Source organism: Xenorhabdus ishibashii, from assembly GCF_002632755.1.
GTDB lineage: Bacteria > Pseudomonadota > Gammaproteobacteria > Enterobacterales > Enterobacteriaceae > Xenorhabdus > Xenorhabdus ishibashii.
On sequence record NZ_NJAK01000001.1, the window covers coordinates 1,296,024 to 1,313,114 of the forward strand.

The window sequence follows — 17,091 nt, forward strand, 5'->3', positions numbered from 1 at the left end:
TGAACCCTACTGCTTATTTGTGAGTCCGTTATGGAAAAAAATCTTGTCAATGCGTCTGTTCCATGCCCTCGCTGGACAACCGAACGCCTTACTTCCCGCATGGTGCATTTAGGCTGCGGTGCATTTCATCGGGCGCATCAGGCGCTTTATACACATCATGTATTAGAACAAACAGACACTGATTGGGGATTTTGTGAAGTAAATTTGATGCTAAGCGATGCTTCACTTATCGAAAACCTTAAAAAACAATCTATGCGCTATACCGTCGCAGAGAAAGGGCAGGAGGGGATCACATTAAAAATTATTGGCTCAATGAAAGAAGGGATGCACCCTTTAATTGATGGCGTTCAGGCGATTATCGAAAAAATGGCGCATCCTGATGTTGCCATCATCTCTTTGACCATCACCGAAAAAGGCTATTGTACTGATGCCGCAACAGGGCGTTTAGATCCAAATAATGAATTGATTATTAAAGATCTTGCAAATCCCGCCGTGCCAAGATCAGCCATCGGGTACATTACTGCGGCATTAAAATTGCGTTTTGAGCGAAGCCTATCCGCGGTGACGATTTTGTCGTGCGATAACGTGCGGGAAAATGGACATGTCGCCCGTGAAGCCGTATTGAGTCTGGCGCGTTTGCAGGACGAAAACTTGGCGCAGTGGATAGAAAGCCAGGTGACATTTCCCTGCACGATGGTAGATCGTATTGTGCCGGCAGCGACATCAGAAACGTTAACCGAAATTGCCCAACGGCTGGGCGTTGTAGATCCTTGTGCGATTGCCTGCGAACCTTTCCGTCAATGGGTGATTGAAGATAATTTTGTCAATGGGCGTCCAGATTGGGATCTGGCGGGTGCGCAATTTGTGGACGATGTGGTGCCATTTGAAATGATGAAATTGCGCATGTTAAATGGCGCTCATTCATTTTTGGCTTACTTAGGCTATTTGGGCGGCTATGCACATATCTCCGATACGATGACAAACGCCGATTATCGTCGGGCAGTGTATGCATTGATGCTGAATGAACAAGCGCCAACACTGTCGATGCCAGAAGATACCGATTTAGTCGCCTACGCAGATAACTTGATTGAGCGGTTTACTAATCCGGCATTAAAACATCAGACATGGCAAATTGCGATGGATGGCAGCCAGAAATTGCCACAGCGCATGCTTGATTCTATTGAATGGCATCTCGCTCAGGGAAGTGATTATCGTTATTTAGCGCTCGGTGTGGCGGGTTGGATGCGTTATATCAGTGGCTTGGATGAGCAAGGACAACCCATTGATGTGCGTGATCCATTAAAAGCGGCTTTTGCGGCGATTTATGCGCAATATGGTCATTCTGTTGCGGTGGTGGAAGCGTTACTGGCAATTGAATCGATTTTTGGTAAGGAATTAGCCAAAAACCGTGACTTTGTCGCTAACGTCACCAAAGCCTATCAACACTTACTGAATGTTGGCGCCCGCCAAGCAGTAGCGGCTCTTTGAGCATAGAGGAAAACAGCATGAAAACCTTTATGTGTGAAGATTTTCTGTTAAATAATGACGTTGCCCGCCGCCTTTATCATGATTACGCGGCATTGATGCCTATCTATGATTATCATTGTCATCTCGATCCAAAAGAGATTGCACAAAACCGCCGTTTCCACAATCTTGGTCAAATCTGGTTGGAGGGCGATCATTATAAATGGCGGGCGATGCGTGCGGCAGGGATTGAAGAAGCGCTGATTACCGGCGCTGAAAGCAGTGATTACGAAAAATACCTTGCATGGGCGAAAACGGTTCCTCTGACGATCGGTAATCCACTTTATCACTGGACACATCTGGAATTGCGACGCCCATTTGGCATTAGCGGAAAATTATTTGCACCTGACACCGCAGAGGTTATCTGGCATGAGGCGAACGAAAAGCTCTCTCAAAGTGAATTTTCTGCCCGTGGCATTATGCAGCAAATGCAGGTACGAATGGCAGGAACAACGGATGATCCCATTGATTCTCTCGAATATCATCGACAGATCGCTCAGGACAAAGATTTCACCCTCAAAGTGTTACCAAGCTGGCGACCGGACAAAGTTTTCAAAATTGAGTTATCGGGTTTTTGTGACTATCTCGAACGATTAGGAGAAGTCGCAGATATCGCTATCGGGCGTTTTGCTGATTTATTGCAGGCACTAGAGCGCCGCCTCGAACACTTTCAGGATCACGGTTGTGTGGCATCGGATCATGGCATTGAACACATGCGTTATGCGCCGATACCTGATGAAAACGTGTTAGATATTATTTTGCAAAAGCGCAGGCAAGGGCAATCACTCAGTGAATTAGAAATAGCGCAGTTCACAACGGCGGTGCTGGTTTGGTTAGGTCAGCAGTACGCAAAACGCGGCTGGGTCATGCAGATGCATATTGGTGCTTTGCGCAATAACAACACGCGGATGTTTAATCTGTTAGGGGCAGACAGCGGTTTTGATTCCATTGGAGATAATCCTATCGCTTACCCATTATCTCGCTTGCTGGATGAGATGGACAAAACTGATGAATTACCGAAGACCATTCTCTATTGCTTAAACCCCCGTGATAATGAAGTGATCGCGACTATGATAGGCAACTTTCAGGATGGGAAAAGTATCAGGGGTAAGATCCAGTTTGGATCGGGCTGGTGGTTTAACGATCAAAAAGACGGTATGCAGCGTCAATTAGAGCAGCTTGCCCAATTAGGCTTATTAAGCCAGTTTGTCGGTATGCTGACAGATTCACGCAGTTTCTTATCCTATACCCGTCATGAATATTTTCGGCGTATTCTCTGCAATATGCTGGGAAACGGGGTCGAAAATGGTGAAATTCCCCATGATGAAAAAATGCTGGGACAGATAGTTCAGGATATCAGTTTCAATAATGCTGAACGTTATTTTCAGGCCAGGAAGGATTAAAGAATGCAGATGCAGAAAATTGCCCTGATTGGCGAATGTATGATTGAGCTGAATGGCACCTCATTTGGTGCCATGACACAAAACTATGGCGGTGATGTGCTGAACAGTGCGGTCTATCTGGCTCGCGCAAGAGGCGATAAGTTTGATGTCCATTTTGTCACGGCGATGGGAACAGAGCCTTTAAGCGAAGGCATGATCTCACGCTGGCAGCAAGAAGGCATTAATACCTCGTTAGTGTTGCGTGATAACGCACGTCAGTCCGGTTTATACCTGATCCAGCTTGATGAAAAAGGTGAACGCACGTTTCTTTACTGGCGCAATAACTCAGCCGCGCGTTATCTCTTGCGCCATCCTGACTACCCCATAGTGCGCCAACAATTGCAGGGCATGGATGTGCTCTATCTCAGCGGGATCAGTCTGGCGATTTTGCCGGAAAATGATCGCCAACGGCTGCTCATTGATTTGAAACAGTTATCTTCTGAAGGAAAGGTTATTTTCTTTGACAGTAATTATCGTCCGGCCTTATGGGAAAATGAAGCACACGCCCGTGTGTGTTATCAGCAAATGTATGCCATCACGGATATTGCGCTAGTCACTGACGATGATGAAGCGGATCTCTGGGGAGATACGTCAACAGAGGAAATTTTTCATCGCCTGAAAAGTATGGGGGTTAAACAAGCCATTATCAAAGCGGGTGAACGGGGTTGTTTTTATCGTGACTTAAGCGGCTGCGATGCCACACAACATATTGAAACTCAACCTGTTACACCTGTCATTGATACCACTTCGGCGGGCGATGCGTTTAATGCCGGTTTTATCGCGGGGTGGTTACATGGGAAATCCATTCATGATGCGGCATTAATGGGGCATCAGCTCGCAGGAGTTGTAATCCGGCATAAAGGTGCGATTGTTCCACAAGCCGTGACACAAGGGGTTATCGCCCGTTTTTTTAATTCGAACGAAATTGGAGAGAATGAAAATGCAAGAGATGATGGTGCGTCTGCGTCAGATTAAAATTGTGCCTGTGATAGCCATTGAAGAAGCCAGAGATATCATTCCATTAGGTCACGCATTAGCCGACAACGGCCTGCCTGTGGCTGAAATCACGTTTCGTACCGAGAGTGCTGCCGAAGCAATTAGCCTGCTGAAAGCTGAACGTCCAGATATGCTGATCGGTGCAGGCACCGTGCTTCATCGTGAACATGTTCGTCAGGCAAAAGCGGCTGGTGCCGAGTTTGTTGTCTCACCAGGGCTTAACCCAAATACCGTACAGGCGTGCCAGCAAATCGGTATCCCTGTCATTCCCGGCGTGAACAATGCCAGCACAATTGAACAGGCGCTGGAATTAGGTATCGATTTTGTCAAATTCTTCCCTGCCGAACCATCAGGTGGAATAGCGATGATTAAAGCGCTCCTTGCCCCGTACCCACAGTTAAAGGTCATGCCAACCGGAGGGATCAATATTGAGAATATTCGCAATTATCTTGCTATCCCACAAATTGTGGCATGTGGTGGCTCATGGATGGTTAGCCCACAGTTGATCCGAGATAAGGAATGGAAAAAAATCGGTAATTTGGCACGAGAGGCGGTGGAGTGGGTTGATGCTTGCTGAGGTGATCATTTTTTCAACGTTTGATAAAAGAAGCGAGCCGCAAGGTCTATTTAATTCTGGATAACTTACGGGTGCATCATGCCAGAATAGTGACGAGTTGGTTAGAAAAACATCGGAATCGGATTGTGGTGTTTTATTTACCGGCATATTCACCGGAATTGAATCCCGATGAGTATCTCAATGGTGACCAAAATTAGTGTGCCACTTCATAGTTACAGTTCAGTGTTTTTAATTTAATTAGCGTAGTGTTAAAGATAATAATTTATTCTTTTAACAATAATCCAATAACATTTGAATAGCATGAATATTAATTTCTCTTGAGCACTTAAAACTATTTACACTCAATTTATTTAAATTTATTAAAACCACATTTATATTAAAAAATATCAATCAATATAAAAACAACTATTAAAGAGTAAATTTCTAATTTACTCTTTTTTTATGTTATGATTTTTAAATGTAATTTTGTGAGCCATTACGCAATTAAAGTGTAAAAAAGTAACGTGTCTGCTTTTTTTTCAAATCTCTTCGCATAATCAAACAGTAGTGCTGTTTATTCTGTTTCTAATAGTAGATATTTCACCTGACCAAAATCCGAACGGTAAATAAATCAGAAAATAATGATCTATAAATGCATTAATCAGAAAAACGGATTTACATTGTTAGAATTAATGATAGCAATGCTCATCATTTCGATTAGCTTATCCTGGGGATTGTATCATTGGGGGAAATATCAAAGCCGCCTGCGGTTACAATCAGCAGTACATAATGTGTTGTCTTTTATGGAAAGACAGCAGGCTTTAGCAAATTATTTAAATCAGGATCGTACCTTATGGTTAGTGATGGGGCAGCCTTGGTGTTTGATATCGTCTGTAACTAAAGTCGCTGCTTGTGATGAAGGTGATGGAGAGCGAGTTTATTCTCCTCACGAAGATGTGTTTTTATCATTTTCCACGATTGAACGCATTGATTTTTATGGGATCAGGAATACAGCAATGCCAGCCAGTTTCACGTTGGCAAACTCAGCAGGTGAAATTAATGTCATCGTTTCTGGGCGTGGGCGAATCAGGACATGCAGCAATACAATTAGATCGTTTCCCAATTGTGAGGGAATAAAAATCCCATGATTCTGACTATCTTCTGTTTCAAGCAAAAACAAGAAGGATTCTCTTTATTAGAAATAATGGTAGCTCTGTTAATCAGTAGTGTAATTTTTGTTGCCATGACAAAAACATATCCGGTTTTATCAGGCCAAACTCTCGATCTCTATCGTAAATATAGATTGCATTATTTGGTTAACAGAACGGCCTATTTGATGGAAAAGGATATACGGCGGGCAGGTTATTGCAGGGACAGCGAACAGTGTAGAGGTGATCCATTGGTCATTAACAATAAAAATACTGAAACTGCCAACTCCTGCTTTATTATTGCTTTTGATCTCAATTTAAATAACCAATGGGAAAAATCTGGTCATATTGAATCTGAATTTTTTGGTTATCGCTTAAATAACCGAGCTATTGAGTGGGGGAGAGGAGTAGGAGATTGTCAGGAAAGTGGCTGGGAACGGTTATTTGATCCAAAAGAGATTGTTATTGATGCTTTTCATCTTGAGAAATCACAAGCAAAAGGTGGGATGATTTTTGTCACGTTGTCTATTGATGCCCATTGGTTGAAATCCCCAGCGATTGTATATCGCCATCAAGCAACAATTCGGCTACGCAATATCCGAAAATAAAGATATCGGGAGAAAAAACAGATGGCAGATAAGCAACAGGGAAATATTCTGCTGATATCAATAATGATGTTATTGGCGCTGAGTTTGATGATGTTAAAAGCGCTCCACTACCAACAGGAAAGTGCGATGCTTATGATGATAGATGAACAAAATTATTTGCAGGCTTTTTGGCGCGCTGAATCATCACTGATATGGGGAAAGGCGCAGTCATGGCCTATCAATCAGCAAGAAGCAGGGGCTTGGTTTTGTCTGCAACACGCTGAATTTAATTTAAAAAGTTGCATCAAACACTATTCAGATACCCTTTTTTTATTAAAAGGTGTTGCTCAATTTGCATCAGGAGAAAAATTGGAACTTTATCAATGGATGAAACAGATGAAACTCTTAAATCAGGATACACTTATTCCTGTTGAACTGATCCCGATTGAAAGCGGTTGGCTGGATTTTTGCCCTGTTGCTCAAGCCGAGTTTTGTTTATGAAAATCGAACGACAAGAGGGAATGAGTTTACCGGAAGTCATGATTGCATCTGCCGTATTTGCGATCTCTTTATTGGGTTTAATGCGTTACCATCAAACACTGTCAGCCAACTTCCAGCAATATTGGGGGCAGCTTAAGACAGTACGATATGCCCATGATCAATTGGAACAATATGAACGTTTGTCAGGCCAGATTGATTTGCAGAAAGAAGAAAGGGCAGCCATACCGCGGGGATGGAAAATGGAAGTTCAACGAGAATTTCGTTCCTGGGGGTGCTATCAGGTAACGATTAAGCTGACAGTACATTACAATAAGCCGAGTAAATTAGAACGCTGGTTTTGTGCAAGTGGGAGCATTGATGTTTAGAGTTTATCATTCAAATCAGCTCGATATTCTCAAAGAGCTGATGGCGATATTGATCAGGGAAAATCCCCTTTCTGACCCATTTGGCAAAGAAGTGATTTTGGTTCAAAGCCCGGGAATGTCACAGTGGTTGCAAATTCAGTTGGCAGAAAAATTGGGTATTGCTGCGAATATGGAGTTCCCACTGCCTGCAACATTTATCTGGCAGATGTTTACCAAAGTGTTGCCTGATATTCCCAAAGAAAGTGCTTTCAGTAAGGATGCCATGAAGTGGAAGTTGATGACCTTACTGCCTGATTTGTTGACGGAGCCGGAATTTTCAGCGCTCAGGCATTATCTTGATCAAGATATTGATAAACGCAAAATTCACCAGTTAGCGGGCCGAATTGCCGATCTGTTTGACCAATATCTGGTTTATCGCCCCCAATGGTTAGAAAGTTGGGAAAATGGTCAACTAATTGATAGTTTGGGCAGCAACAGCAACCAGTTATGGCAAAAAAGGTTATGGTTTGAACTGACAGAGTATACCCGTCAGCTACAACAACCTTTGTGGCACCGAGCCAATTTATACCAACGATTTATCTTGGCACTGGAAGAAGGGAATTTTCCATTGGAGGATCTTCCCTCGCGTATTTTTATCTGTGGAGTATCTGTATTGCCCCCTGCTTACCTGCAAGTATTGAAAGCATTAGGTAAACATATTGATATTCATCTTATGTTCACTAATCCATGCCAATATTACTGGGGGATATCCAGAGTTATGCCTTTCTTGCCAAGCTAAGTAGCCGTAAACCAAAGCATTATAAAAGCGAACAATTGCTGGAAAGATTTAAAAATCCCGAAGAGGCTCCCACGCTCTTTAATGCAGAAGGAGAGCAGGATCTGAATAACCCATTGCTGGCATCTTGGGGAAAATTAGGAAGGGATCACCTCTACCTGCTGTCACAATTGGAGCCAGATTCTGATATTCATGCCTTTGTTGAATTAGAACCTGATTCTATCTTGCACCAAATCCAGCAAGATATTCTTAATCTTGAAGATCATGCCCAGATTGGCTCTACAGAAGACTCTTTCAAAAACAGTCTGAAGAAGCGTCCATTTGATGGTGCTGATCGCTCACTGACTTTTCATTCATGCCATAGCCCGCAGAGAGAAGTTGAAGTATTGCAGGATCAAATTCTGCACTTATTGGATGATGACCCTTCACTGACACCAAGGGACATCATTGTGATGATGGCAGATATCGATAGTTATGCCCCCTATATTCAGGCTATTTTTGGTAGTGCACCTGATGAGCGTTATATTCCCTTTGCCATCTCTGACCGTAAAGTGCGCCAGGCACATCCTGTCTTACAGGCATTCATTACCTTATTGGATCTGCCGCAAAGCCGGTTTACGGCGGAACAGGTGTTGGCATTATTGGAAGTCCCTGCTTTAGCTAATAAATTTGCAATTCAGGAAGAAGGGTTGCGTTTATTACGGCGTTGGGTAAAAGAATCGGGAATTTGTTGGGGGCTGGATGATGACAATATTGAAGCATTATCGTTGCCCGCAACCGGGCAAAATACCTGGCGCTTTGGCCTGACACGTATGCTATTGGGTTATGCGATGGATAGCCATGTCGGACCGTGGAATGATGTTTTACCTTATGATGAATCCAGTGGCCTTGCTGCCGAACTGGCAGGGCAACTGGCCGAGTTTTTAATGGCACTGAATCGCTGGCGCAAAATTTTGAGTGAAGAACAGCGATTGATGGATTGGCTGAATGTATGCCCACAACTGCTGGAAACTTTTTTCGCAGCAGATGATGAAATTGAATTGGTTCTGGCGCTTATCACGCAGCAATGGCAAAAAGTGATTGATTCTGGTCTGAATGCCTATTATGAAGAAAGCATCCCTTTGGTGCTGCTGCGTGATGAACTGGTGCTTCGTTTTGATGATGAGAAGATCAGCCAGCGTTTCCTCGCCGGAGCACTCAATTTTTGTACCCTGATGCCTATGCGCTCTATTCCTTTTAAAGTTGTTTGTCTGTTAGGAATGAATGATGGCATTTATCCACGTACTATCCCGCCACTTGGGTTTGATCTGATGGCAGAAAAGACTCAGAGAGGGGATAGAAAACGGCGTGACGATGACCGTTATCTCTTTCTGGAAGCGTTGGTTTCGGCTGAACAATTTCTTTATATTAGCTATATCGGCAAATCGATTCGCGATGATACGGAGTGCAATCCATCCGTATTGGTCAACGAATTATTGGATTATATTTGCCAGAGTTTTTGCTTATCCGGCGATGAAATGCTGAATGTTGATGAAAGTGCCAAAAATGTCAGAAAACATCTGCTTTCACAGCATACCCGAGTGCCTTTTGCGATAGAAAATTTCTTACCTGACCACCACTTACAAAGTTATGCCGCAGAATGGTTGCCAGCCGCGACACAACAGGGGATTTTAGCAACTGATTTTTGCCAGCCGATTGCTTTCGATCGCAGTGAAATAAAAGAAATTGCATTAGATGAACTGATCCGCTTTTATCGGCACCCTGTCCGGGCATTTTTTCAGCAACGGTTGAAAGTGCATTTTATCATTGAAGAGATGGAATTACCGGAAGAAGAACCTTTTGTGCTGGATAACCTACAACGTTATCAATTTAACCAACTGCTATTGAGCATCTTGATTGAGCAGGGGGCACCTGAATCTCTGTTTTACCATCTCCGTGCGTCGGGAGGGCTGCCATATGGTTCCTTTGGTGAAGTGTATTGGATAGAGCAACTGGAATCCATGCAGCCTTTAGCCTCCAGAGTACGTGAAGAGAGAACGGCTTCCTCTTTTATTGACCTGTATGAGCCATTAGACACAGTGGTATTGACCGGCAGAATTAATCAGGTACAGCCAGATGGAATTTTACGTTGGCGACCAGCGAACTTAACGGCCAATGATGGTATCCAATTATGGATTGAACATCTTGCCTATTGTCTTTCAGGTGGAAGTAGTGAAAGCCGTATGTATGGAACCGGTAAAAAGGGAAAAAAAGAGAAGGAAGATAAAAAGGTGTCAGAATATCGTTTCTTACCACTAAAACAGGAAGAGGCGAAACAATATTTGAACCAAATGGTAGAGGGCTATTTTCAAGGAATGTCTGAGCCTCTCCCCTTGTTTTGCCGAAGCGGCTGGGCATGGCTGGTTGGCTGTTTTGATAAGGAAACTCGTGAAATCGATTTTAACGAAGGGGTTCAACAAGGTGCAGAAAACAAATTAATGGAACTCTGGTTAGGAACACATGATAGAAAAGGGGAAGGCGTTGATCACTATGTACAACGGGCTTTCCGGCAAATTGATCAATCACTTTTGGAGCGAATGAAGCGTGAAACTCAGCGCTATTTACTGCCAATGGCACGCTATTCCAATGGATCATTATTTAAATAATTAGGGAGAAATTAGGTTATGCCTAAATGTCTTATCCGTATCGTGACGGTGCTCTTTCTGCTATTTTTTGGAGTTACTGTATATGCACAATCACCTTGGCAGCCACTGCCAGATACTATCCACAAAAGTGATCGCGATCCTCGTCAATATAAAGCTATTAAATTGCAAAATGGCATGACAGTTCTGCTGGTTTCTGATGAAAAAGCGATTAAATCATTAGCTGCTGTATCTCTTCCGGTTGGTCATATGGAAAATCCAGATAATCAGCTTGGTTTGGCCCACTATCTTGAGCATATGGTATTGATGGGTTCCAAACGTTACCCGCAACCAGGAGAGTTTGCTGAATTTTTGCAGAAACATGGGGGAAGCCGTAACGCCAGTACCACTGCCAATCGTACGGCATTCTATCTGGAAGTTGAAAATAGTTCCTTAAGAGAAGCAGTTGATCGCCTTGCAGATGCGCTTGCTGAACCTCTACTGGAACCAGGCAATGCTGATCGTGAACGCCATGCGGTTGATAATGAAATGACCATCGCTCGTGCGGGGGAGGCGCATCGCTTATGGCAAGTCCGTTCTGAGACCATTAATCCGGCTCACCCCAATGCTCGCTTTGCTGGTGGAAATTTAGAAACACTTAAAGACAAACCTGACAGCAAATTACAGACGACCTTGATTGATTTTTACCAACGCTATTACTCCGCTAATTTGATGAAAGGGGTGATGTATGGTAATCAATCCATCGATAAATTGGCTCAGATTGCAGCAGAAACCTTTGGCCGTATTCCAAACCGACATGCTTCGGTGCCTGCCATTTCAGTTCCGGCTATCACAGATAAAGAAAAAGGCACCATTATCCATTATGTGCCGGCAACACCTTACAAAGCGTTGCGGCTGGAGTTTAGCATTGCTGACAACAGTGCAGATTTTCTCAGCAAAACAGATGAGTATGTCGGGTATTTGATTGGTAATCGCAGCCAAAATACTTTGTCTGACTGGTTGCAAAAGCAGGGATTAATCGAAAGTATTGGCGCTAGTGCAAACCCCAAAGCTGATGGTAATTCAGGGTCGTTTGATATTTATGTTTCGCTAACGGATAAGGGTCTTGAGCATCGTGATCAAGTTATTGCAGCCATCTTTTCTTATATTAATCTGTTAAAGCAACAGGGGATTAACAAGAGTTATTTCGATGAAATGGCTAAGGTTCTGAATTTGTCTTTCCAGTATGCATCAATCGTACGGAATATGAACTACATTGAAGGGCTGTCTGATGCCATGCTGGTATTGCCTATATCCCATGTGCTGGATGCGGATTACGTTGCAGATGAGTTTAATCCAAAAGCGATAGCTAGCCGTCTGGACGAATTAACACCTGAAAATGCGCGTATCTGGTTTATCAGCCCAACAGAACCACATAACAAAGAAGCTTACTTTGTGCAGGCACCGTATCAAGTTAATAAAATTACGCCAAAACAGTTGGCAGAATGGAAAAAACTCGAACAAGGAGATCTATTCTCTTTGCCTGAATTAAATCCCTATATTCCTGATGATTTATCCTTGGTTAAAACATCTGGCAGCCAAGAACACCCTAAAATGATTTTGGAACAGCCAAATGTTCGCTTGCTGTATATGCCGAGCCAATATTTTGCGGATGAACCTAAAGGCAGTATTGCACTGGAGATGCGTAACCCCAATGGATTGAAAAACATCAAAGATCAGGTTTCAGATACCTTATTGAGCTATTTGTCTGCACTTACACTTGATCAACTAGGTTATCAGGCATCGGTTGGCGGAATGGGGGTTTATACAAGCTATGTTGATGGTTTGAAGATCGGTGTTAATGGTTATACACAACACTTACCAGAGTTGTTAACTTCAGCGATTGATCAATATATTTCGTTTATACCGACTCAAGAAGAACTGGCTCAAGCGAAATCGTGGTATCGGGAACAAATGGAAGTTGCCAATAATGGCAAAGCTTTTCAAATGGCTATGCAACCTATTTCCCGCCTCTCTGGCGTACCTTACTTTGAACAAGCCGAAAAATTGCAAGTGCTGGATACCATCACTATTGATGACATCGTGAAATACCGTCAGAGCATGATCCAACACGCGGCATTACAGGCTTTAGTCTTCGGTAATTTTACTGAACAGCAGAGTATCGATATCGTTCAGTCAGCACAAAAGCAGCTAGCTAACCAAGGAACAATATGGTGGACTGGCGAACGTCTTGTCATTGATCGTAATTATGCGGCTAATTTCAATGGTACCGCGAATAGTACAGATAACGCTCTGGCCGAAATTTTTATTCCAACGGGGTATGACCGTATCAAGGGATATGTCTATTCCAATTTACTGAGTAACATTTTGTCACCGTGGTTCTATGATCAATTGAGAACGACAGAACAGCTTGGTTATGCGGTTTTTGCTTTTAACCAAAATATAGGTAAACAGTGGGGATTAGGTTTCTTGCTGCAAAGTAACAGTAAACAACCGGATTACCTGCATCGACGTTACCAGAGCTTCTATCAACAGGCTGATAAAAAGCTGAAAGCGATGTCTGATGCTGAGTTTGAACAGTATAAAAAATCACTGCTGACAGAAATGCGTGAGCCGCCACAGACTTTCTATTCAGAAGTGGCTGTCTTTGATGCAGATTTTGGGCGCAACAACTTCAAATTTGATACACGTGAGAAAGTCATTGCCGCGATGGAGAAAGCCACTAAAGCACAGATTATTGCGTTTTATGAAAAAGCTGTGCTTAAACGTCAGGGATTGGCGCTGATTTCCCAAATTACAGGAAAAAAAGGTACAGCTCATCAATATGCAGAACTGAAAGGCTGGCAAACTTACGATTATGTGTCAGATTTCCAAAAACAATTACCGGTTAAGGTGAATGCTCAGTGAGCAAAGAAATACTCTCTCATAAGCTTAATCCGTTAACACTGCCGCTGTATGGTCAGCGGCTGATCGAAGCTTCTGCGGGAACAGGAAAGACTTATACGATAGGCTTGTTGTATCTCCGGTTGTTACTGGGATTGGGTGGCTCTGCCGCCTTTTCCCGCCCGCTAAATGTTGAAGAAATTCTGGTTGTTACTTTTACGCAAGCGGCGACAGATGAATTACGTGGACGTATCCGAGAGAATATCCACCAGCTCCGTTTGGCTTGTATACGGGAAGAAACAGCGGCTAGCGATCCTATCTATCAGCAATTATTGGATGAAATTTCTGACAAGGAAAGTGCGGCCAGTTGGTTATTAGCTGCTGAACGCCAGATGGATGAGGCGGCGATTTATACCATCCACGGTTTTTGCCAGCGTATGTTAGTACACAATGCGTTTGAGTCGGGTGTACTGTTTGATCAGACCTTAATTCAGGATGAAAACCAGTTACGTAAACAAGGCTGTGCCGATTTTTGGCGGCGTCACTGTTATCCCCTACCCTTGCCAATCGCTGCGGAAGTCAGCCGGATATGGAGTGGGCCGGAAGCATTATTGAAAGATATTTCGAGCTATTTACAAGGAGATATGCCGTATATCGTCAATGCACCGGATGGTGATGAAACGTTGTTTAGCCGTCATCAGAAAATCATTGAGCAGATTGATGCGATAAAGCAGCAGTGGAATGATACTGCTTCTGAGCTAGAGGAACTTATTACTCATTCAGGTGTTGATAAGCGTAGTTACAGCAAAAAGTATTTACCTAATTGGCTGAATAGTGTTTCTGAGTGGGCTAAATCACCGACTAAAGATTATCTATTACCCAAAGATTTGGATAAATTTTGTCAATCGCGCTTGTTAGAAAAGACCAAAAAAGGGGAGGCTCCACAGCACGCGCTGTTTGCAGCAATTGATGGTTTATATCAGCATCCGCTGACATTAAAAGATATCATCATCGCCAAAGCGATTGTTGAAGTTCGCCAAGCGATTAATCAGGAAAAGCTGAACCGTGGCTATATGGGCTTTGATGATTTGCTAACCCGTCTGGATAGTGCTTTGCGGCGTGTAGAAGGGGAGCAGCTTGCAGCAACCATTCGGCAGCGCTATCCCGTTGCAATGATTGATGAGTTTCAGGATACCGATCCACAACAATATCGCATTTTTCAGGCCATATATTGCCAGAAATCAGAAAATGAGCGGGCTAAAAATGAAACTGGCTTGCTGTTTATTGGCGACCCCAAACAAGCGATTTATGCGTTTCGTGGGGCGGATATTTTTACCTACATTCGTGCCCGTTCTAACGTTAAAGTCCATTACACGTTGGAAACGAACTGGCGTTCTTCTGCGTCAATGGTTCAGGCTGTCAATAAACTGTTTTCTCGCCCGCAACACCCGTTTTTGTTTGCACAAATCCCATTTATTAACGTCAATGCAGCAGAGAGAAATCATAGCCTGAGATTTTCTTTGCATGGTACGGATCAAGCATCCTTACGCTTTTGGTTACAGTCTGGTGAAGGTGTTTCCAAAGGGGAATATGAGCAAACTATGGCTCGACAATGTGCTGCCCAGATACGGGATTGGTTGCAGGCAGGGCAAGAAGGGAAGGCGCTTTTATATCAGGCAAAAAATAAACAAACAGAAGAAAGCCGTCCGGTTATGGCGGCAGATATTACGGTGTTGGTGCGTGATCGCCGAGAGGCAGCGTTAATCCGTAAGGAATTGAACGTGCTGAAGATACCATCAGTTTATCTTTCCAACCGAGAAAGTGTGTTTGATACCCCAGAAGCGAAAGATTTGCTGTGGTTGTTACAGGCAGTATTGGCACCGGAAAAAGCGCGCGAATTACGCAGTGCATTAGCCAGTAGTCTATTTGGCTTAAGTGCACAACAAATTGACCAGTTGAATAATGATGAAAAAGCCTGGGATCGTCTGGTTGATGAATTTGATGGTTATGCCCGTTTATGGCGTACTCGTGGCGTATTACCCATGTTGCGGGCAGTAATGGTGAAATATCGGATAGCAGAAAATCTGCTGGCCGGTGATGATGGTGAACGCCGGCTTACCGATGTTATGCACATTAGTGAGCTGTTACAGGAGGAATCTCAGCAATTAGATAGCGAACATGCCGTTGCCCGCTGGCTGGCGCAACAGATTTCACGCCCTAATCCGCAATCAGAAAACCAACAACTGCGATTGGAAAGTGATAGGCATCTAGTGCAGATCTGTACCATTCATAAATCTAAGGGACTTGAATATCCATTGGTTTGTCTGCCTTTTGTTTGTGGTTACAGGAAGCAGAAGCAGGCTGTTTACCACGATCGCCATAACTTTGAGGCTCACCTTAATATTTCCCATGATGATGAAGCGTTGAAAGAAGCTTTGGAGCTGGCTGATGAAGAACGCTTGGCTGAGGATTTACGCTTGCTCTACGTTGCATTAACACGCTCGGTTTATCACTGTAGCGTTGGGGTAGCTCCGCTTATCAAAGGGAATAGAGGGAAAGCTGGTGATACTGATTTGCACTTATCTGCCCTTGGATACTTGCTGCAAAAGGGGCAGAAAGGTGATGCAGAACTATTGGTTAATAGCTTAAATGAGCTTTGTGATGATGGCACAGAGATAGAGCAAGTGGGAGATGCTACTGATTTGCAATGGTGTCCACAAAGTGAAAATACTCTGTTGCTGGAAGCCAGAAAATTACAACGTTCTGTTCGGGATGATTGGCGGGTGACGAGTTATTCGGGGTTACAATATTCCGCTTCCCACGCTATTTCCCCTACTTATGTTGGTGCATTTGAGGAATCAGTTGATGTGATTGTGCAATCCATTTCGCCAAAGCTGGATATTGATGCTCGTGGTGAAAAGCAGGGAGAGCAATCAGGACAGATGACGCCGCATACTTTTCCACGTGGTACGTCTGCGGGTACATTCCTGCACAGTATCTTAGAAGATCTGGATTTCAGGAAGTCCCCTGATCAGGCATGGTTGGTGGAGAAATTGTTAGCGTCAGGGTTTGATGAAAACTGGGCACCCGTATTGGAACAGTGGATAGAGGATATTCTGGGCGCAGAGTTAGACGGGCAAGGAATGAAACTTGCCAGTGTGCCTCGTCACCTCCAGCAAAGTGAAATGCAGTTTTACTTGCCAGTGGATAACTTATTACATGCAAAAGAGCTGGATGCAATAACCCGTCGTTATGATCCGTTGTCTGCGCAATGTGCCCCATTGTCCTTTCATCAAGTCAAAGGCATGTTAAAAGGTTTTATTGATTTGGTTTTTTGCTGGCAAGATAAATTTTACGTAGTGGATTACAAATCAAACTGGTTAGGTGAGAACAGTCAGTCATATACGCAAGAAGCGATGGCAAGAGCCATGATAGAGCATCGTTACGATTTCCAGTACCAGCTTTATACTTTAGCTCTGCACCGTTATTTACGCCATCGATTAACCCATTATGATTATCGTCGCCATTTTGGTGGCGTGATCTATCTGTTTCTGCGTGGTATTGATAAAGATAACTCAGGGCATGGTATTTACTCCTACTTGCCTCCCTTTGAATTTATTGACGAACTGGATACGCTTTTCAGTGCTGTTGATGAGGAGCAAAGCGTATGAA

10 protein-coding genes and 2 pseudogenes are annotated in these 17,091 nt (G+C 43.6%); all 12 read left to right on the forward strand.

Annotation, left to right across the window (positions count from 1 at the left end; translation table 11 throughout):
• Nucleotides 1-30 precede the first annotated feature (30 nt).
• Nucleotides 31-1,488, forward strand: a complete 1,458-nt coding sequence (locus tag Xish_RS06120) for a fructuronate reductase (RefSeq protein ID WP_099117136.1) — start codon at nt 31-33, stop codon at nt 1,486-1,488.
• Nucleotides 1,489-1,505: 17 nt separating this feature from the next.
• Nucleotides 1,506-2,927 (forward strand): glucuronate isomerase, encoded by a 1,422-nt coding sequence (gene uxaC / locus Xish_RS06125; RefSeq protein ID WP_099117137.1) that lies wholly within the window; start codon nt 1,506-1,508, stop codon nt 2,925-2,927.
• 3 nt (nt 2,928-2,930) lie between these two features.
• Entirely contained in the window at nt 2,931-3,941 is a 1,011-nt protein-coding gene (locus tag Xish_RS06130; RefSeq protein WP_099117138.1) for a sugar kinase, read from the forward strand.
• Entirely contained in the window at nt 3,907-4,539 is a 633-nt protein-coding gene (locus tag Xish_RS06135; protein ID WP_099117139.1) for a bifunctional 4-hydroxy-2-oxoglutarate aldolase/2-dehydro-3-deoxy-phosphogluconate aldolase, read from the forward strand. Before Xish_RS06130 ends, Xish_RS06135 begins: the two co-directional genes overlap by 35 nt.
• Nucleotides 4,540-4,547: 8 nt before the next feature.
• Nucleotides 4,548-4,727 (forward strand): annotated as a pseudogene (locus Xish_RS06140) (transposase); the annotation flags it as partial.
• A gap of 432 nt (nt 4,728-5,159) precedes the next feature.
• Nucleotides 5,160-5,666, forward strand: a complete 507-nt coding sequence (locus tag Xish_RS06145) for a prepilin peptidase-dependent protein (protein ID WP_244185945.1) — start codon at nt 5,160-5,162, stop codon at nt 5,664-5,666.
• Complete coding sequence (locus Xish_RS06150) at nt 5,663-6,274, forward strand: prepilin peptidase-dependent protein (RefSeq protein WP_099117141.1); 612 nt, start codon at nt 5,663-5,665, stop codon at nt 6,272-6,274. Before Xish_RS06145 ends, Xish_RS06150 begins: the two co-directional genes overlap by 4 nt.
• Nucleotides 6,275-6,295: 21 nt before the next feature.
• Nucleotides 6,296-6,754 carry a YgdB family protein gene (locus tag Xish_RS06155; RefSeq protein WP_099117142.1) on the forward strand — a complete coding sequence of 153 codons (459 nt, stop codon included), beginning with the start codon at nt 6,296-6,298 and terminating at the stop codon, nt 6,752-6,754.
• Nucleotides 6,751-7,119, forward strand: a complete 369-nt coding sequence (locus tag Xish_RS06160) for a prepilin-type N-terminal cleavage/methylation domain-containing protein (protein ID WP_099117143.1) — start codon at nt 6,751-6,753, stop codon at nt 7,117-7,119. Before Xish_RS06155 ends, Xish_RS06160 begins: the two co-directional genes overlap by 4 nt.
• A pseudogene (recC, locus tag Xish_RS06165) lies at nt 7,112-10,539 on the forward strand (exodeoxyribonuclease V subunit gamma). Before Xish_RS06160 ends, recC begins: the two are co-directional and overlap by 8 nt.
• Before the next feature lie 18 nt (nt 10,540-10,557).
• On the forward strand, nt 10,558-13,443 hold the full coding sequence (gene ptrA, locus Xish_RS06170) for a pitrilysin (RefSeq protein ID WP_099117144.1): 2,886 nt from the start codon (nt 10,558-10,560) through the stop codon (nt 13,441-13,443).
• Nucleotides 13,440-17,090: an exodeoxyribonuclease V subunit beta gene (gene recB, locus Xish_RS06175; protein ID WP_099117145.1), complete on the forward strand. Its 3,651-nt coding sequence runs from the start codon at nt 13,440-13,442 to the stop codon at nt 17,088-17,090. Before ptrA ends, recB begins: the two co-directional genes overlap by 4 nt.
• The last annotated feature ends 1 nt before the right edge of the window (nt 17,091 follow it).